18 protein-coding genes are annotated in these 17,728 nt (G+C 70.6%); 11 read left to right on the forward strand and 7 right to left on the reverse strand.

Annotated features, from left to right (window positions below; genetic code table 11):
- Window positions 1-28: 28 nt before the first annotated feature.
- Both ACTFTM_RS01710 and ACTFTM_RS01715 read left to right on the forward strand, forming a co-directional pair.
- Window positions 29-469 (forward strand): heat shock protein transcriptional repressor HspR, encoded by a 441-nt coding sequence (locus ACTFTM_RS01710; RefSeq protein WP_007454237.1) that lies wholly within the window; start codon window positions 29-31, stop codon window positions 467-469.
- A 129-nt stretch (window positions 470-598) separates the two neighbouring features.
- On the forward strand, window positions 599-790 hold the full coding sequence (locus ACTFTM_RS01715; protein WP_449564127.1) for a hypothetical protein: 192 nt from the start codon (window positions 599-601) through the stop codon (window positions 788-790).
- 605 nt (window positions 791-1,395) lie between these two features.
- On the opposite strand, the gene ACTFTM_RS01720 is transcribed toward ACTFTM_RS01715, so the two are convergent.
- The 4 genes from ACTFTM_RS01720 to ACTFTM_RS01735 all read right to left on the reverse strand — a co-directional run bounded on the left by ACTFTM_RS01720 (window position 1,396) and on the right by ACTFTM_RS01735 (window position 5,019).
- The gene (locus ACTFTM_RS01720; protein ID WP_355048464.1) at window positions 1,396-1,827 is read right to left on the reverse strand and encodes a hypothetical protein; all 432 of its coding nucleotides are present in this window, start codon (window positions 1,825-1,827) and stop codon (window positions 1,396-1,398) included.
- Between the two features lie 209 nt (window positions 1,828-2,036).
- Window positions 2,037-3,242 carry a cation:proton antiporter gene (locus tag ACTFTM_RS01725; RefSeq protein WP_449564128.1) on the reverse strand — a complete coding sequence of 402 codons (1,206 nt, stop codon included), beginning with the start codon at window positions 3,240-3,242 and terminating at the stop codon, window positions 2,037-2,039.
- A 5-nt stretch (window positions 3,243-3,247) separates the two neighbouring features.
- On the reverse strand, window positions 3,248-3,748 hold the full coding sequence (locus ACTFTM_RS01730) for a cation:proton antiporter regulatory subunit (protein ID WP_355048462.1): 501 nt from the start codon (window positions 3,746-3,748) through the stop codon (window positions 3,248-3,250).
- Between the two features lie 134 nt (window positions 3,749-3,882).
- The gene (locus ACTFTM_RS01735; protein WP_449564129.1) at window positions 3,883-5,019 is read right to left on the reverse strand and encodes an epoxide hydrolase family protein; all 1,137 of its coding nucleotides are present in this window, start codon (window positions 5,017-5,019) and stop codon (window positions 3,883-3,885) included.
- An 85-nt stretch (window positions 5,020-5,104) separates the two neighbouring features.
- Between ACTFTM_RS01735 and ACTFTM_RS01740 the strand changes: the two genes are divergently transcribed.
- From ACTFTM_RS01740 to ACTFTM_RS01780, 9 genes are all read left to right on the forward strand, one after another.
- Window positions 5,105-5,749: a TetR/AcrR family transcriptional regulator gene (locus ACTFTM_RS01740; RefSeq protein WP_449564130.1), complete on the forward strand. Its 645-nt coding sequence runs from the start codon at window positions 5,105-5,107 to the stop codon at window positions 5,747-5,749.
- Between the two features lie 85 nt (window positions 5,750-5,834).
- On the forward strand, window positions 5,835-8,432 hold the full coding sequence (clpB, locus tag ACTFTM_RS01745; RefSeq protein ID WP_449564131.1) for an ATP-dependent chaperone ClpB: 2,598 nt from the start codon (window positions 5,835-5,837) through the stop codon (window positions 8,430-8,432).
- A gap of 102 nt (window positions 8,433-8,534) precedes the next feature.
- Window positions 8,535-8,912, forward strand: coding sequence for a hypothetical protein (locus ACTFTM_RS01750; RefSeq protein WP_449564132.1), 378 nt, complete (start codon window positions 8,535-8,537; stop codon window positions 8,910-8,912).
- 137 nt (window positions 8,913-9,049) lie between these two features.
- Window positions 9,050-9,628 (forward strand): DUF4178 domain-containing protein, encoded by a 579-nt coding sequence (locus ACTFTM_RS01755; RefSeq protein WP_449564133.1) that lies wholly within the window; start codon window positions 9,050-9,052, stop codon window positions 9,626-9,628.
- 90 nt (window positions 9,629-9,718) lie between these two features.
- On the forward strand, window positions 9,719-10,585 hold the full coding sequence (locus ACTFTM_RS01760) for a hypothetical protein (protein WP_449564134.1): 867 nt from the start codon (window positions 9,719-9,721) through the stop codon (window positions 10,583-10,585).
- Window positions 10,586-10,657: 72 nt separating this feature from the next.
- Entirely contained in the window at window positions 10,658-11,314 is a 657-nt protein-coding gene (locus ACTFTM_RS01765; protein WP_449564135.1) for a hypothetical protein, read from the forward strand.
- Between the two features lie 9 nt (window positions 11,315-11,323).
- Window positions 11,324-12,133: an SDR family NAD(P)-dependent oxidoreductase gene (locus ACTFTM_RS01770; protein ID WP_449564136.1), complete on the forward strand. Its 810-nt coding sequence runs from the start codon at window positions 11,324-11,326 to the stop codon at window positions 12,131-12,133.
- Between the two features lie 168 nt (window positions 12,134-12,301).
- A complete protein-coding gene (gene pyrE / locus ACTFTM_RS01775) occupies window positions 12,302-12,841 on the forward strand; it encodes an orotate phosphoribosyltransferase (protein WP_449564137.1) in 540 nt (179 codons plus the stop codon).
- A 57-nt stretch (window positions 12,842-12,898) separates the two neighbouring features.
- Window positions 12,899-13,276, forward strand: coding sequence for an ArsR/SmtB family transcription factor (locus tag ACTFTM_RS01780; RefSeq protein WP_007454255.1), 378 nt, complete (start codon window positions 12,899-12,901; stop codon window positions 13,274-13,276).
- A 171-nt stretch (window positions 13,277-13,447) separates the two neighbouring features.
- Here the strand turns inward: ACTFTM_RS01780 and ACTFTM_RS01785 are convergent, their stop codons facing one another.
- The 3 genes from ACTFTM_RS01785 to ACTFTM_RS01795 all read right to left on the reverse strand — a co-directional run bounded on the left by ACTFTM_RS01785 (window position 13,448) and on the right by ACTFTM_RS01795 (window position 17,616).
- Window positions 13,448-14,263, reverse strand: a complete 816-nt coding sequence (locus ACTFTM_RS01785; RefSeq protein WP_449564138.1) for a DedA family protein — start codon at window positions 14,261-14,263, stop codon at window positions 13,448-13,450.
- 140 nt (window positions 14,264-14,403) lie between these two features.
- A complete protein-coding gene (locus tag ACTFTM_RS01790) occupies window positions 14,404-15,957 on the reverse strand; it encodes an LPXTG cell wall anchor domain-containing protein (RefSeq protein WP_449564139.1) in 1,554 nt (517 codons plus the stop codon).
- Window positions 15,958-16,050: 93 nt separating this feature from the next.
- Window positions 16,051-17,616, reverse strand: coding sequence for an LPXTG cell wall anchor domain-containing protein (locus tag ACTFTM_RS01795; RefSeq protein ID WP_449564140.1), 1,566 nt, complete (start codon window positions 17,614-17,616; stop codon window positions 16,051-16,053).
- Window positions 17,617-17,728 lie beyond the last annotated feature (112 nt).

Below are 17,728 nucleotides of genomic sequence, written 5' to 3' on the forward strand. Positions count from 1 at the left end.
CGGTGGGATGGACGCGGAGGTGAGCGGGATGTCGGGCGAGTTCCTCGGTTCGGGTGACCCTGCCTACGAGGCCAAGGTGCTCATGATCTCGGTGGCGGCACGGATGGCGGGGATGCACCCGCAGACCCTGCGCCAGTACGACCGGCTGGGGCTGGTGCAGCCCGGCCGGGCGGCCGGCGGCGGTCGTCGCTACAGCGTCCGGGACGTGGTGCTGCTGCGTGAGGTGCAGCGGCTCAGTCAGGACGACGGGATCAACCTCGCCGGCGTCAAGCGGATCATCGGCTTGGAGCGGCTGCTGGAGCAGGCGCAGCAGCGGGTCGCCCGGTTGGAGGCGGAGTTGGACGCCGCGTACCGCCGGGTGGCCGAGCTGGAGTCGCTGGCCCGGTTCCCGGGTCGGGATCTGGTCCCGACCAACCGCACGTCCACCGCGTTGGTGGTGTGGCGTCCCCGCCGTACGACCGATCGCTGACCCACGTACCGCCTTCTCGGCCCGGCCCGCGCTCCGATTTCCCGGCGCGGGCCGGGCCGCTTCCGTTAATCTGCTGATACGGGGTCCAAACGTCTTAATTCGGGCCTACCGGCATGGCGAGGGGGAGCGATGGCGGAGCCGGCGAAGAAAGTCGCTCAGCAGACGGAAGAGCGGTTGGAAGGTCTGGCCGACACCGTCCGCGAGAAGTTCGACAAGGTCACCGAGGGAACATTCCGCGACCGGATCAAGGAAGGTCGCTTCGCCGAACAGGGCGAGCCGACCCGCCCAGAAACGGACCGCAAGAACGACCGAAACCGGTGACCGACGTGCGGGCCGGGACCCACGGGGGGTCCCGGCTCGTTCGCCATGCTGTGCGGGCCGGGACGCGGTGACGCGGCGGTGGGGGTCCCGGCTCGTTCGCCATGCTGTGCGGGCCGGGACGCGGTGACGCGGCGGTGGGGGTCCCGGCTCGTTCGCCATGCTGTGCGGGCCGGGACGCGGTGACGCGGCGGTGGGGGTCCCGGCTCGTTCGCCATGCTGTGCGGGCCGGGACGCGGTGACGCGGCGGTGGGGGTCCCGGCTCGTTCGCCATGCTGTGCGGGCCGGGACGCGGTGACGCGGCGGTGGGGGTCCCGGCTCGTTCGCCATGCCCGTTGGACCTTCTTGCGCGGTGCGGGCCGGGTCCGGGTGATTCCGCAGCCCGCCCAACCGCTGCGGTCTGTGGTGCCCGGGGCGACGGGTGGGAGGGGATGTCCCTACCCGCGCGTCCTTTGGAGCTGAGTCGTCTACGACATCAGGTGGTGGCCGTCGGATCTGGATTGCGGCTGGGACCCGCCTGATTCGTCTGCGGCATCAGCTCCAAAGGAGCTGCGTATACCCTCATGCTCCCGGGCGGCGGCGGCGCGGGACAGCCGTGGGAAGGGCTCTCAGCCGAGGCGGCGGTTCTCGCGGACCAGGCCGCCCTCGCACCAGTCCCGGTAGACGAAGAGATCCGGCCGGGCCAGCAGTACGCGACCGTTGTGCGCCCAGATCCTCATCAGCTCGTCGCCGTCGCGCTCCGCCTGCTCCACGAGCTTGCGGAAGCGGCGCTTGGGATGGGCCCGGAAGTTCGTCCGGATGCCGTCGGCGGCGTAGATGTAGAGACAGTGCAGCGCGAAGCGCCGGGCCGGGCACGTCGGATCCATGGCCAGCTCGAAGAGCGTCAACACCAGCCGGTCACCCGAGACCAGAAGGTCCCAGTCGGGTGGCATGGACGCCAACGGGACCGAATCCGGCTGGTACGCCCAAGCTCGTAACTCCGCCGGGCTCGGATCGACGGGGTTCGCGAAGCCGTGGAACGTCGACTCCTGCACGCTCACCGGCCAACCTTCCGCTCTCGCCCGCGGGTGGCAACGATGCCTGCGGACCCTGGCTGCTGGGGCGAAACGGTAACCCGCCGCCGGTTACTGCGGTAGTACCCGCAGGGCGCAATTCCGCATCCGTCGGCCGGCCCGGCCCGAACGGCCGTTCGGGTGTCCTGGCCAGCGCCGCTGTCCCACCTCGGCGGGCAGGACAGCGGCGGTGAACATCAGTCGTGGACGGGCACCGGTTCGCGCCGCTGGGCCAGGGCGCGATTGCGCAACCACCGCTTGAACCACGGGAAGTCGGGCAGCCGGGCCAGGATCGGTCCGGTCACCACCGTGATGAGGACGTACGTCGCGGCGAGCGCGGCCAACCGCGGCTCGACGCTGCCGGCCGCGACCGCGAGGCCGGCGATGACGATGGAGAACTCACCACGGGGTACGAGCGCCAGACCGGCCCGCCAACGTCCGGGTTCGGCGATACCGACCCGGCGGGCCGCCAGGTAGCCGGTGAGCGTCTTCGTGCCCATGGTGACCACAGCCAGGCCGAGCGCCGGCAGCAGCACCGGCGGGATGTCCTGCGGGCTGGTGGTCAGGCCGAAGAACACGAAGAACACCGCCGCGAACAGGTCCCGCAGTGGCGAGAGCAGCTCGGTGGCGTGGTGGGCCACCGGGCCGGAGAGGGCGATGCCGACCAGGAACGCGCCGACCGCCGCGGACACCTGGAGTGACTCCGCGATGCCCGCGATCAGCAACGTCAGGCCGAGTACGCCGAGCAGCAGCGCCTCCGGGTCCTTCGCCGACAGGGCGGACGAGATCAGATGGCCGTACCGGATGGCGACCACCAGCACGATCAGCACCGTGCCCACCGCGACGGTGAGCGCGATCCCGCCGCCGAGCAGGCCGGTCCCGGCCAGTACGGCGGTGACCAGCGGCAGGTAGAGCGCCATCGCCAGGTCCTCGATGACGAGCACCGAGAGGATCACGGGGGTCTCGCGGTTACCGAGTCGGCCCAGGTCGGCGAGAACCTTGGCGATCACCCCGGACGAGGAGACCCAGGTGATGCCGCCGAGCACGAGGGCGGCCACCCAGTCCCAGCCGAGCAGCAGGGCGAACCCCGCGCCGGGCAGCGCGTTGAGCACCCCGTCGATCAGGCCGGCGGGCGCTGCCGAGCGCAGGTTGCCGACGAGCTCGTTGGCCGAGTACTCCAGGCCGAGCATTACCAGCAGGAGGATCACGCCGATCTCGGCGCCGACCGCGAAGAACTCCTCGCTGGCGTCCAGCGGCAGCAGCCCGCCGTGGCCGAACGCGAGCCCGGCGAGCAGGTAGAGGGGGATGGGAGAGAGGCCGAAGCGGCGACTGAGCCGGCTCAGGAGCCCGAGCAGCAGGAGAAGCGCACCGACTTCGATGAGCAGCTTGGTGAAATCGTGCATCCGCCTCAGCCGTCCGGGTCACTGTCGGCGAGGATGGCGGACACACCGTCGAGACCTCTGCGGGTCCCGACGACGACCACCACGTCACCGGCGGCGAAGCGGAACGAGGGGAGCGGCGAGACGATGACCTCGCCGTCGCGCAGCACCGCCACGATGGAGGCGCTGGTGCGGGTACGCGCCTTGGTGTCCGCGAGCGGACGGTTGACGTACCGCGACCCCGCCGGGATGGCGATCTGCTCGGTGAGCAGCCCAGCGGCCTGCTCGCGCAGCCCGGAGAGCTGACCGAGCATCAGCGACGCGCCGAGGATGTCGGCGAGCGCCTCCGCCTCGTCGTCCGTCAGCGGAATGTCCGCCTGGCAGGCGTCGGGATCGTCGGGGTCGTACAGGACAAGATCACGGCGGCCATTGCGGTGGGAGACGACGCCCAGGCGGCGTCCGGACTCCGTCACCAGATCGTGGCGTACCCCGATCCCGGGTAAGGCGGTCTGCTCGACACGTACTCGCACCCGCCAAGGCTACCGCCAAGTTAACGAAGCGCAGATCTTGGACGAAGCCCCAGCGCTGCGGGCTTGATCGACTCGACATCACGGAAGTTGGGGTGTCCGGAGGTCCAGGACACCCCGACTTTCGGGAACACCAGTCAGCGGAGGCTGGCGAAGAACTCGCGAATGTCGTCGACCAGGACGTCGGTCGCCTGGTGGGCGGCGTAGTGGCCGCCGACGTCACCGCGCCCCTCGACGTCGGTGCCGTAGGCCGTCCAGCGGACGATGTTCGCGTGGTCCCGCTCGGCGAAGCGCCGGATGGACTGGAAGTCGCCGGGGAACATGGCCACCGCGGTGGGCGCCGTGGTCGGGTCGGTCGGCTGCTCGTCGGCGTGCGCGTCCTCCCAGTAGAAGCGGATCGCCGAGGCGGCGGTGCCGGTGAACCAGTACAGGGCCACGTTGGCCAGGACGAAGTCGGCGTCCAGGCTCTCGTCGAAGAGTTGCGCGTTCCAGGCCAGCAGGCCGACGGGCGAGTCGGCCAGCGCGTACGCCAGGGTCTGCGGCTGCTGGCTGTGCACCTGGTTGAAGGAGAACTTGTTCTCGTAGAACCACTGGAGGTGCGCCAGCGCCGCCTCGTCCGCCCCGGAGAGGCCGGCGAACTCGGCCGGGTCGCCGGACGGGAACGAGAAAAGTTGGGTGACGTGCACCCCGAGCACGTGCTTGCGGTCGATCCGGCCCAGCTCGGGCGAGATCATCGAGCCGGCGTCGTTGCCGGCCGCGCCGTAGCTGTCGTACCCCAGGCGGTTCATCAGCTCGGCCCAGGCGCGGGCCGTGCGGTGCCGGTTCCAGCCGGCGCTGCGGGTGGGGCCGGAGAACCCGAAGCCCGGCAGCGACGGGATGACCACGTGGAATGCCGGCGCGGCCGGGTCGGTGGGCTCGGTGAGCGGGCCGATGACGTCCAGGTATTCGAGCACCGAGCCCGGCCAGCCGTGGGTGAGCACCAGGGCGGTGGCGTCCGGCCGGGACGACCGGACGTGCAGGAAGTGGATCTGCTCGCCGTCGATCTCGGTCACGAACTGCGGGTGGGCGTTGAGCCGGGCCTCGACCGTCCGCCAGTCGAACCCGTCGCGCCAGCGGTCGGCGAGCGCGCGGACCCGGTCGCTGCTCATCCCGTACGCGTCGCCGACGCCGTGCAGTTCGGCGGGCCAGATCGTGCGGCCCAGGCGGGCGGCCAGGTCGTCGAGGGCGGTCTGCGGGATCTCGACGCGGAACGGGCGGATCGCGGTGCCGGTCATCTCGGGACTCCTTCGGAACGGAATGTTTTGTTCTGCAACCACAGTAGCAGACCGGAATGGTCCGTTCCAGTGTTAGTCTCGGGTCATGCCGACGACCTCCCCGAAGCCCCTGGCGGGACGCCGCGCCCAGGCCGCCCGCAACGACGAGGTGATCCTCGAAGCCGCCCGCGCCGTCTTCCTGGATGACCCGAAGGCGCCGATCGCCGCCGTCGCGGACCGCGCCGGCGTGGGGATCAGCGCGCTCTACCGGCGGTACGCGGGCAAGGAGGCCCTGCTGCGTCAGCTCTGCCATGACGGGCTGCGCCGCTACATCGCCGTGGCCGAGGAGGCGCTCGCCGAGCCGGACGACTGGGCCGCCTTCGCGGGATTCCTGGCCCGGGTGGTCGACGCCGACGTGCACTCGCTCACCGTCCACCTGGCCGGCACGTTCACGCCGACCGAGGAGATGGGCCGGGACGCGGTACGCGCCGGCGAGCTGGCCTCGGCGCTGGTCGACCGGGCGCACGCCAGTGGGCGGCTGCGCTCCGACGTGGTCGTACAGGATCTGGGGCTGGTGTTGGAGGGGTGCGCGGCTGTGCGCGTACCCGACGCGGAGCGCACCCGTGAGCTGCGCCGCCGGCAGCTCGCGGTGCTGCTGGGTGGTCTGTCGACGGCACCGGACGCGGACGCGCTGCCCGGCCCGGCTCCGGCTGCCGGGGAGTTCGACTGGCGGTGGCGACGCCGGGAGTGATGGGCGTCACACGGTAAGGTTGAGTGGAATACGCTCAACTCTGGTTGCGTCCACAACAGTGGACAACGCCGATCCGGGGGAGCCCATGAACACCGAGAAACTCACCACCAAGAGCCGCGAGACCATCACCGGTGCCGTCTCCCTGGCCAACCAGCGTGGCCACGCGACCGTGGAGCCCTGGCACCTGCTGCTGTCCCTGCTCGACACCGAAGGCTCGACCGCCGCCGGTCTGCTGCGCGCCGTCGGGGCCGACCCCGCCGAGCTGCGCCGGGCCGCCGAGCGGGCGGTCGACGCCCTGCCGGCCGCGCGGGGCTCCAGCATCGCCGAGCCCACCCTGGCCCGCGAGTTCGTCAACGCCATCGGGGCCGCCGAGCAGATCGCCCGCCCGCTGGGTGACGAGTACACCTCCACCGAGCACCTGCTGGCCGGTCTGGCCCGCGTGGGCGGCGCGGTGTCGGCGGCGCTCAAGTCGGCCGGTGCCACCGAGGAAGCCCTGATCGCGGCCTTCCCGACCGTCCGGGGCGGAGACCGGCGGGTCACCACCGCCGATCCCGAGCAGACCTACCAGGCGCTCAGCAAGTACGGCGTCGACCTCACCGCGAGCGCCCGCGACGGCAAGATCGACCCGGTCATCGGCCGGGACTCGGAGATCCGCCGGGTCATCCAGGTGCTCTCCCGGCGTACGAAGAACAACCCCGTGCTGATCGGCGAGCCCGGCGTCGGCAAGACGGCCATCGTGGAGGGTCTCGCCCAGCGGATCGTGGCCGGCGACGTGCCCGAGTCGCTGCGCGACAAGAAGCTGGTCTCGCTGGACCTCGGCGCGATGGTCGCCGGCGCCCAGTACCGGGGCCAGTTCGAGGAGCGGCTGAAGTCCGTCCTGGAGGAGATCAAGAACTCCAACGGCCAGGTCATCACCTTCCTCGACGAGCTGCACACCGTCGTCGGCGCCGGCAAGGGCGAGGGCTCGATGGACGCCGGCAACATGCTCAAGCCGATGCTGGCCCGCGGCGAGCTGCGGATGGTGGGCGCCACCACGCTGGACGAGTACCGCGAGCACATCGAGAAGGACCCGGCGTTGGAGCGCCGCTTCCAGCCGGTGCTGGTCGGCGAGCCGACCATCGAGGACACCATCGGCATCCTGCGGGGCCTCAAGGAGCGCTACGAGGTGCACCACGGCGTCCGGATCACCGACGCCGCGCTGGTCGCCGCCGCCACGCTCTCCGACCGGTACATCACCGACCGGTTCCTGCCGGACAAGGCGATCGACCTGGTCGACGAGTCCGCGTCCCGACTCCGGATGGAGATCGACTCGCGGCCGGTCGAGGTGGACGAGATCGAGCGGGCCGTACGCCGGCTGGAGATCGAGGAGATGGCGCTGGCCAAGGAGCCCGACGCCGCCTCCGCCGAGCGGCTGGAGCGGCTGCGCCAGGAGCTGGCCGACAAGCGCGAGCAGCTCACCGTGCTCTCCGAGCGCTGGCAGACCGAGAAGAGCCACATCACCAAGCTCTCCACCGCCAAGGAGGAGTTGGAGCGCCTGGGCGGCGAGGCCGAGCGGGCCGAGCGCGACGGCGAGTTGGAGCGCGCCGCCGAGCTGCGGTACGGCCGCATCCCCGCCCTGAAGGTCGAGCTGACGCAGGCCGAGGAGGAGCTGGCCCAGCTCCAGGCCGACGGCGCGATGCTCAAGGAGGAGGTCGGCTCGGACGACATCGCCGCGGTCGTCGCCTCCTGGACGGGCATCCCCGCCGGCCGGCTGCTGGAGGGTGAGACGGCGAAGCTGCTGCGGATGGAGGAGTCGCTCGGCAGCCGGGTGGTCGGCCAGGCCGAGGCAGTCAGCGCGGTCTCCGACGCCGTACGCCGGGCCCGGGCCGGAGTCGCCGACCCGGACCGCCCGACGGGCAGCTTCCTCTTCCTCGGCCCGACCGGTGTGGGCAAGACGGAGCTGGCCAAGGCGCTCGCCGAGTTCCTGTTCGACGACGAGCGGGCGATGGTCCGCATCGACATGAGCGAGTACGGCGAGAAGCACTCCGTGGCCCGCCTGGTCGGTGCCCCGCCCGGCTACGTCGGTTACGAGGAGGGCGGCCAGCTCACCGAGGCCGTACGCCGCCGGCCGTACTCGGTGATCCTGCTCGACGAGGTGGAGAAGGCGCACCCGGACGTCTTCGACGTGCTGCTCCAGGTGCTGGACGACGGTCGGCTCACCGATGGTCAGGGCCGCACGGTGGACTTCCGCAACGCGATCCTGATCCTCACCTCCAACCTCGGGTCGTCGGTGATCAGCGACCTGACGCTGGCCGAGGAGCAGCGTCGCGAGGGCGTCCTGGCCGTCGTCCGGTCGCACTTCAAGCCCGAGTTCCTCAACCGGCTCGACGACATCGTGGTGTTCGCGGCGCTGCGTGGGGACGACCTGCGCTCCATCGTGGACATCCAGCTCGACCGGATGCGACGTCGTCTGGCCGACCGGCGCCTGGGTCTGGAGATCACCGAGGCGGCGCGGGGCTGGCTGGCCGAGCACGGCTACGACCCGATCTACGGCGCCCGCCCGCTGCGCCGACTGGTCCAGACCGCCATCGGCGACCAGTTGGCGAAGGCCCTGCTCTCCGGAACCATCCGGGACGGCAACACGGTCAAGGTCGACCTCAACCCCGACGCCACCCCCACCGCCCTGACGGTCACCCCCGCCTGAACCCCGGCGATCAAGAGGTTTGCGTCATCGGGACGTCTTCCCATGACGCAAACCTCTTGATCAACAGGGTGGGAGACGGGCCGGCGGGGAAAGGAGTGGGGCATGTTCGGGATGAGTAGGTGGGAACGAGAGCTTCGTGCCGCGACGGACGAGTTGATGACCGCCGACACGCTGGCCTTCGGCGGTGTGGGGTTCGCCGGTGAGGTGCTGCCGGTGACCGAGGCGTACCGCCGCGTCGAGGCCGCACTCGACGAGCACCCCGAGGAGGTACGCCGGCAACTCGACCACCTGCTGGCCGAGGGCTCGCCCGCCGGCCGGGCGTACGCGGCGACGCTGCTGGAACGAGTCGACCCGGCGGCCGCCCAGGCGACCTGGACGTCGCTGCGCGACGATTCCACCGAGTTCACCACCTTCGTCGGCTGCGTCATGGGCCGCTCCACCCTCGGCGACTACGCCACGCAGCGACTCGCGGCGGCCTGACGGTCGCCGAAAACCTCCACCGCCGAGGGCCCGGTCCGGTGGCCCGCCGCGCTGGTTGAGCTTTCGGTCACGACGCGACTCATATCGGTGCGCCCGGTTGTTACCGTCTGCGCCGACGTACCTGGGGAGGTGGTCGGGTGGACGGGTCGCTGGCGTCCCTGGTGGGCGCCGTTGTCGTACTCATGACGGTCGTGCTCGTGGTCGTCGTGCGCGCCCGGCGGCGGGCCGCGGACACGCCCACCGGCCTCCCGCCGACCCGCCACCTGGCGCCGGGTGATCGCGTGCGGATCCGCCATCAGGAGTACGTCGTGAGCGGCACCATCCGGCTGGTCGAGGGCGACTGGACCTGGGTGCAGCACCTCCTCGACGACGCCTCCGGCACGCCGCACCGGCTCTCCGTGGAGGGTGACGGTGGTCCCGAACTGGAGCTGGTGCTCTGGACCGCCCAACCCGGTGCGACGGTCACCCCCGGCGCTCCGGAGATCGACCTCGGCGGGCAGCGGTACACCTGGGCCGAGACCGGGCAGGCGCGCTACACCGCCATCGGAGAGACCGGCCTGCCGGCGGCGGGGACGATGCGGTACCACGACTACGACTCGGGCGGGCGTGCCCGGCTCTCCTTCGAGGCGTACGGCGAAGCGGGCTGGCAGGTCGCGCGCGGTGACCTGCTCGACCCGGCCGACCTGGCGATCCGACCGGCCGACGACGCGCGCTGAACGACCTCGCCGGGCGCGCCGCTTTCGTCACGGCATGCCGGAGTGGCCGGTTGCCGATACGGTGTGGGCCCGATCTAGGAAAGGAGAATCGTGGTCGACTCCCCGAGCACGCCGGCCCGCCAACGGCCCTCCACTGTGACGATCTCGAGCTACCTGCTCTACCTGTTCCTGGCGTGCCAGGTGATCAGTCTCATCATCACCCTTGCCACCATCGGCAAGACCCGGGACGTGCTCCGCGACGCGTACGCGAGCAGCACCACCGAGGGCGCCGACCAGGTGGCGAACTTCGTCTTCGCATTCGGCCTCGGCGCCGCGATCCTCCTGCTCCTGTTGGCGGTCGTGCTGGGCGTGCTGGCCATGTTCAACAACCAGGGCAAGAACGGCGCCCGGATCACCACCTGGATCGTCGGCGGCATCATGGTCTGCTGCACCGGCGGCAGCCTGCTCAGCGGTGCGGGCGGCGGCTTCAACGCCGGCGGAAACAGCGGCGGCGACGTGCCGAGCCCCGACGAGATCCAGCGCCGCCTCGACGAGGCGCTGCCCTCCTGGATCACCCCGGTCAGCCTCCTGCTCGGTGTGGTCAGCCTGCTCGCGTTGCTGGCGGCACTGATCCTGCTGGCGCTGCCGAAGTCCAACGAGTTCTTCCGCAAGCCCGCCGCCGCGTGGGAGCCGCCGACTCCGGGCGCCAGCTACCCCGGCTATCCGCAGGCCCCCGGCCAGCCGGGCTACCCGCAGGCCCCCGGCCAGCCCGGCTACCCGCAGGCGTCCGGTCAGCCCGGCTACCCGTCGACCCCGCCTCAGCCGTCGAGCGGGGAGCCGGCCTACCCGTCGACTCCCGGTCCGGCGTCCCAGCCGGAGCAGCCGACCACCCCGCCGGCGAACCCGTCCACCTCGGACCGTCCGGACGACACGCCGCCGACGGACCGCCCCGGCACGACCCCGCCGTCGACGAGTTGACCCTCGGATAAGCACGACGCCGACGATCCCTCCGAGTAGGTTGCAACCCGACGCCTACCGGAGGGATCCGTCGTGTCGTACCCCGAATCGGCACCGCCCCGCCGGCCCGCCGTGGTCCTGGTGGCCACGGCCGTGCTGCTGCTGATGGCGGTCGGCGCGCTCGCGTACGCCGCCGTCGACCTGGCGGTGCTCGGCCGGACGGTGGACGCGTTCCGCGCCGCGGCGCGGGACACCTCGGCCAGCCCGCAGCAGATCGACGGTCTGGTGGCCCTGCTGCGCGCGTCGGCGGCGCTGACCGCGGTGGTCGCCGCCCTGTCCGCGCTCGTGCTCGCCGGACTCGCCCTCGGACTGTTGACGGGTCGACGGGGCGTACGCGTGGCCACCTGGGTGGTCAGCGGGCTCGGCCTGCTCTCGGCCTGTTGCAGCGTGGCGGTGCTCGTCGGCGAACGTGCCACGCCGCTGCGGCTGGGGACGGACGAGCGGGCCACCGCCGAGCTGTTGGGTCTGATCGCGGACGCGTACCCGTCCTGGTGGATCCCCCTCAATGCCGGCCTTTCCGTCGGGCAGGCCCTCGGTTACCTTGTGGTAGCCGCGCTGCTGGCCCTGCCGGCGGCGAACGCCTGGTTCGGTCGACACCGTCTGACGGCGCCGATCGTGCCGTCCGCTTTTCCGCCCGCGTCGCACCAGCCCTCGCAGGCGCCGGCCACGCCCCCGTACCCGCCCAGGTGAGGACCGCCCGTGACGCTCGAATCCACGACCACCGAGCGACGGGCCCTGATCACCGGTGCCACCGCCGGCATCGGCGCGGCGTTCGCCCGGCGCCTGGCGGCCGACGGCTGGCACCTGGTGCTGATCGCCCGGGACGCGGAACGGCTGGCCGCGATGGCCACCGAGTTGGGCGCCCGCCACGGTCACGACGTCCAGACGCTGCCGGCGGATCTGTCCACCGATGACGGCTGTGCCACCGTCGAAGCGCGGCTGGCGTCCGGCAGTCCGGTGCACCTCCTGGTCAACAACGCCGGCATCAGCCTGAACAAGCCGTTCCTGCGCTCCACAGCGGAGGACGAGGCCCGGCTGCTCCGCCTGAATGTGCACGCCGTCATGAGACTGACCCTGGCGGCGCTTCGCCCGATGACCGAACGACGCGACGGGGCAGTGATAAATGTCTCTTCGGTTGCTGGTTTTGGCGCGGTGATGCCCGGATCGACCTACTCGGCCAGCAAGGCGTGGGTCACCAATTTCAGCGAGTCCGTGGGCCAGTCGGCACGTCCTTTCGGCGTCCGGGTGATGGCTCTGTGCCCCGGCTACACCCGTACCGAATTCCACGATCGGGCCGGCATCAACATGTCCAAGACGCCGGACTGGATGTGGCTACGTGCCGAGGACGTCGTCGACGAGGCCCTGCGTGACCTGCGCAAAGGCAAGTTGGTGAGCGTTCCGGCGTGGAAGTACAAGGTGGCCGTCGCCGGTCTGCGACACGCGCCGCGCCGGCTCCTGGAGGTGGTCTCCCGCGACACCCGCGGCCGGATCGGTCGCGAGGAGCGCTGAGCCGTCGGCGCGTTGTCGCGCCGGAGAAGCCACCGGCGGTCGTTGGCGCATCGCGATCGAGTCGGTTGCTGAGCGTAGTCGGACATCGCCACTCATCGGTGTCTCGCCGCTCCGATCCACCAGGCCCGTCCACACGGCGTTCAGAGTTGCGCAGTAACCTCTATCGCCATGGGGGACCACGACGACCTGCGCAAATTCATTACCGACCTGGCTGTGGTCCACGGACGGGTCGTGCTCTCGTCGGGGCGCGAGGCAGACTGGTACGTCGATCTGCGGCGCGTCACGCTCCATCACCAGGCCGCTCCGTTGGTCGGTCGGGCGCTGCTCGACCTCACCGCCGACTGGGAGTACGAAGCGATCGGTGGCCTCACCCTGGGCGCGGACCCTGTCGCGCTCTCGATGCTGCACGCCGCCGCTGGAACCGGCCGCGCCTTGGACGCCTTCGTGGTGCGCAAGGCGGGCAAGGCACACGGTCTTCAGCGACGGATCGAGGGACCGGAGGTGGCCGGCCGCCGGGTGTTGGCCGTGGAAGACACGTCCACAACGGGCGGAAGTGTGTTGACCGCCGTCGAGGCTCTTCGCGAGGCCGGAGCCGAAGTCGTGGGCGTGGCAGTTATTGTTGATCGAGGCGCCGGCGACGCGGTGCGAGCCGCCGGATTGCCGTACCGGGCGGCCTATACGTTGGCTGACCTCGGCCTTGTGGCGTAAAAGTCTGCCGATTCGTATCTGCTGATATGCAGGCGGATCGATGCTGCTGGTGGAAGGATGGAATACGTGGGAACTGCGTTGGCCGAAATGACTATGCCTCAGATCTCGCCGCTTGCCGGTGAGCCGATCGAACGTGCCGATGCCGAGCGTCTCGCGGGGGTCCTCAAGGCCCTTGCGGATCCCGCCCGGTTGCGGCTGCTCAGCCTGATCCAGTCGGCCCCCGAGGGCGAGGCGTGCGTCTGTGACCTGACCGCGCCGCTCGGCCTCTCCCAGCCGACGGTCAGTCACCACCTGCGTATCCTCACCGAGGCCGGCTTGCTGGAGCGGGAGAAGCGCGGTGTCTGGGCGTACTACCGGCTGGTCCCGAGCGCGATCGCGACGATCGCCGACCTGCTGACCCCGCCGCGTAAGCGGGCCACGAAGAAGGCCCGCTGACGTAAGGCGCTGCGCACCGTCCCGTACCCGGGGCGGTGTCCGGTGGCGAACCAGGGGTGGCGCCACCGGTAGCTGATACCTGCTCGTCCCCGGCCGCACCGCCGGAGGCCGGGTCCGACATGCCGACGGCCGACCCCCGCACCAGGGGGCCGGCCGTCGTCGTACCTCGGGTCAGCGCTCGTGTCCGTGCCCGCGACGGTCGTGCGGGTGCTCGTCGTGGTCGAACTTCTCGCGCACCGCGTCGACCGCGCCCGCGGCGCTGGCCGCCGCGACGACCGCGACCGCCTCGCCACGCTTGCGCGCCCGACGGTCGCGGAGGAACTCGAAGAAGATCGGCAGCACCGAGATCAGGATGATCAGCGCGACCACCGGCAGGATGTAGTGGTCGATCTTGTCGCCGATCGCCTTGTAGATCCGGTCGGCCAGCAGGTAGCCGATCAGCAGGATGCCGTCCACCCAGAGCACCCCGCCGACGATGTTCCAGAGCAGGAACTGCCGAGCGGGCATGCCCAGCGCCCCGGCGACCGGGTTGAGGAACGTCCGCACGATCGGGATGAAGCGCGCCAGCACCACGGCCTTGGCCGGGCCGAACTTCTGGAAGTAGTACTCGGCCTTCTCCACGTACTCCTTCTTGAAGAGCCGCGAGTTGGGCCGCTCGAACATCCGTCGGCCGTACCGCGCGCCGAGCCAGTGACCCAGCTGCGCGCCGGCGATCGCGCAGATCGGTCCACCGATCAGCAGGCCGGCCAGCGAGAGCCGGGTGCCGTCACCGAAGATGGCGTCCGCCACCGGCGAGGCGGCCACGCCGGCGAGGAACAGCAGCGAATCGCCGGGGAAGAAGAATCCCACCAGCAGGCCGGTCTCGGCGAAGAGGATCACCCAGACGCCGACCAGCCCGAAGGTCTGCAACAGGTCCTTGGGATCGAGCGGGTTCAGGGCGACGCTCTCCGTGAGAGCGCGGGTCTTCTCAGCTGTGTCCACGGCCACAAAGGGTACCGAAGCCCGGTGCCCGGGCCGCGCCGGACCAGCCCTCACCACCCGGTGGCCGGATACGACGGTGCCCCGCCGACCAGCCTGGTCGACGGGGCACCGTTACTGCGGGGATGGATCAGGTTGCTCGGGGCGGATCAGGCGACGAAGCGGGTCCGGCGGCGCTTGGCCACCAGGTAGCCGCCGACGCCCGCGGCGAGCAGCAGCGCGCCGAGGCCGGCGAGCAGGCCGGTGGACTGACCGGTGATCGGCAGCGAGCCACCGTCACCGCCACCGTCGCCGCCACTGTTGCCGCCGCCACTGGCGGCCGGGTTGATCACGATCTTGGCGGTGTCGTTGCTCTTGTTCGGGTCACCGGCCAGCGTGGTCGTGACGGCACCCGAGGCGTTCGGAACGACCTTGTCGATCCGGAGAGCGAACTCAAGCGTGGTCTCGTAGTCCGGCGCGGTTTCGAGAACCTGGCACGCGTACTCCTTGGCGCCCGGCTCACCCCAGGCCGCGTTCCACGGGTCCCACTCCTTGCCCGGCGCGAACGGCACGCAGTCGAAGGGAGCTTCCGTTGCGGTGGTGCCGTCCGGGATGGTCACCCGTACTGGCAGGTCCTCGAGCCTGATGCCCGGCGTGCCCTGGCCGATGTACTCGAGCACAGCCGGCCCGACGTTGGTGTAGCTCGGCGCGACGGTGACTACGGCGCCCTTCATGCCGCTCGCGGTAGCACCCTTGGTCGCCAGGTCGGCCGGGTTGTTGCCGGTGACCCGCACGGTTCCGATGGTGGTGTCGTTCATCCGGTCCAGATCGGTCTGCGGCACCCGCGCTGCCTGCATCGACTGCTCGACCAGGCGAAGCTTGCCGCCCGTGCCGGGCTTGACCTCGTCCAGGAACCAGTCCTTGAACGCCAGGTCCCAGTCGTCAGTGGTCCACCAGTCCAGCGCCACCGGGAACTTGGCGCCGGTGCGCGCGTCCGTGGACACCTTGATCGGCAGTTCCTCGGAGAGCTTGTACGACTTGCCCGGCTCGATCTTCGTGTCGAAGGCGCAGAAGGCGATCATGCCCCACTCGTCCGATTTGCAATTGGAGTAGTTCCCGCCGTACGCGGCGAGGTACTCGGCCTGCACGACGAGCACGGCACCGTCGACGGTGGTCTCGCCTGCGTTGCGTACGACACCCGGAAGGCCAGCCGTCTTACCCGGAGCACCGCTGGTCTCGACCGTCGCGTCGCTCACCAGGTCGACGCCCTCGGCGATGGTGACGCCGGCGGTCGCCTTGGCGGTCTTGCCGCCGGAGGTGATGCTGATCGCGAGCGAGCCCTTCTGCCCCGGCTTCGCGTCGCTCTTGCCGGTGACCGTGTAGTCGAACCACGGCGACTGGCCGTCCTCGATGTCGCTCTCGCAGTGCAGCTTGGTCGCCGACGCGTCGCAGGCCCAGCCCCACGCCGGCTCGACCGTGGCGAAGCCCGCGACCGCGGAGAAGTCGACGTCCACGGAGGTACGCCCGAACTTCGGCTCCGACTCGGAGTCGGTGAGAGAGGCGAAGAAGTAGCCGTACTCGATGTGGTCGGGCGCGAGGAGTAGATCGTGCGTCGCGACCTCGAAGGGTGCCTCGGCGGCGGCGGCCGGGCCGGCAGAGGCGGCGACGAACGCGCCTGCGACGCCCAGTCCGGCGAGCCAGCGCCGGGTGGAGTGGGTGAGCATGGTCCAGTTCCCTCCGTGTAAAAGGACGGTGCCCGCCGCCGATGGAGGCGGCGGGCACCGGTGCGTGAGGTGGATCAGGTTGCTTGGGGTGGATCAGGCGACGAAGCGGGTCCGGCGGCGCTTGGCCACCAGGTAGCCGCCGACGCCCGCGGCGAGCAGCAGCGCGCCGAGGCCGGCGAGCAGGCCGGTGGACTGACCGGTGATCGGCAGCGAGCCACCGTCACCGCCACCCTGGCCACCCGCGGCGTTCACCAGGATCTTGGCGACGTCGTTCGCCGGCTTCAGGTCCTCGGTGAAGCCCTCGCACTCGCACTTGGCGTTGATGGTGACGGTGCCCTCGGCGTTCGGGATCACCTTGTCGATCCGCAGGTCGATCTCGACCGTCTGCTCCTCATCGACGCCGATGAAGATGTCCGGGTAGCACCGGTACTGCTTCGCGCCCGGCTTGCCGGGGTTCTCCCAGTCCACCTGCTCGCCGTCGAACGGCGCGCAGACCTCGGGCACCTCGACGGCGGTGGTACCCACCGGAACCGCGATGTCGATCTTCGTGACCGGCGATCCCCCGCGACCGAAGTCCAGTGCGGCCGGACCGTCGTTGCGCACACCGAGGTTGGCGGTGACGACGTCGCCCGCCTTGCCGGTGAGCTTGTCGCCGATCGCGACCAGATCCGCGCCGTTCTTGCCGGTGACCGTGACGGTCATGCCGGACCAGTTGTTCGTCGGGTCGGTGTCGGCCTGGAAACCGCGCGCCGCGGCCTTCGACGGGCCGGCCGGGAGGGTCAGCACCGAACCCTTACCCGGCTGCCCCATCGGGTAGCCCCCCGCCTGCAGGTACGCGCTGAAGTCCTCGAACTCCGCCGGGGTCATCCAGTTGTAGTAGCCGTAGTCGTGACCCGGCGCGTACGTGTCCTTGCCGAGCACGTAGGGCACCGCCGCCGAGCGGGTCTCGCCGCCCGCGAGCACCTCGGAGAAAGCGCAGGTCAGCAGGAAGCCATCCCGGTACGTGCAGTTGCTGTACTGCTTGTCCGGACGAATCGCGTAGTCCAGGTCGAAGATCGCGACCGCGCCCTTCGCCTCCGTCTCACCGGCGTTGGTCAACGTGAGCGGAGCAGTGAACTTGCCGCCGGGAGCGGCCGAAACCTCGGACTCCTCGGCCGGGGCGGCCAGGTCGACACCCTCCCCGATCCGGACCTTGGCGGAGTGGCTGGCCGAGGCGAATCCGTCGGCGCTGACCGTGACCTTGAGGACACCGCTGTCGCCGTCCGCGGCCTTGGCGGTCGGCGTCATGGCCACGCTGAACAGGCCGCCCGAGCCCCACTCGTCCAGGCCGATCTCGAAGTGCTCGGTGCAGGCCAGAACGCCAGCCTTCGGCGACTCGCAGTCCGAGCCGTCGCTGTCGCGCTTGAGCTGCAGAACGCCGTCGAGATCGGTGTAGTCGTACGTGACCGTGAGGCCCTCGACGACCACCGGCTCGGAGGCGAACAGCAGGGGATAGTCGATCTTGCCTTCGGAGCCGGCGGCGAGGGTGGTGTCGCTGAAATACACGCCCAGTTCGAGCGGAGCTTCCTTGGCGGCGGCGGCCGGGCTGGCGGAGGCGGCGACGAACGCGCCTGCGACGCCCAGTCCGGCGAGCCAGCGCCGGGTGGAGTGGGTGAGCATGAGGGGGATTCCTCCAGTAGGGGGATTCAGGTGCAGCCTGCGGATCTTAAGGAATCGCTAAGGTTCAGCGCCGACCCTGATCACCGCTCGGCGGCCAGGACGAACCGAAAGG

Source organism: Micromonospora sp. RB23 (assembly GCF_053585025.1).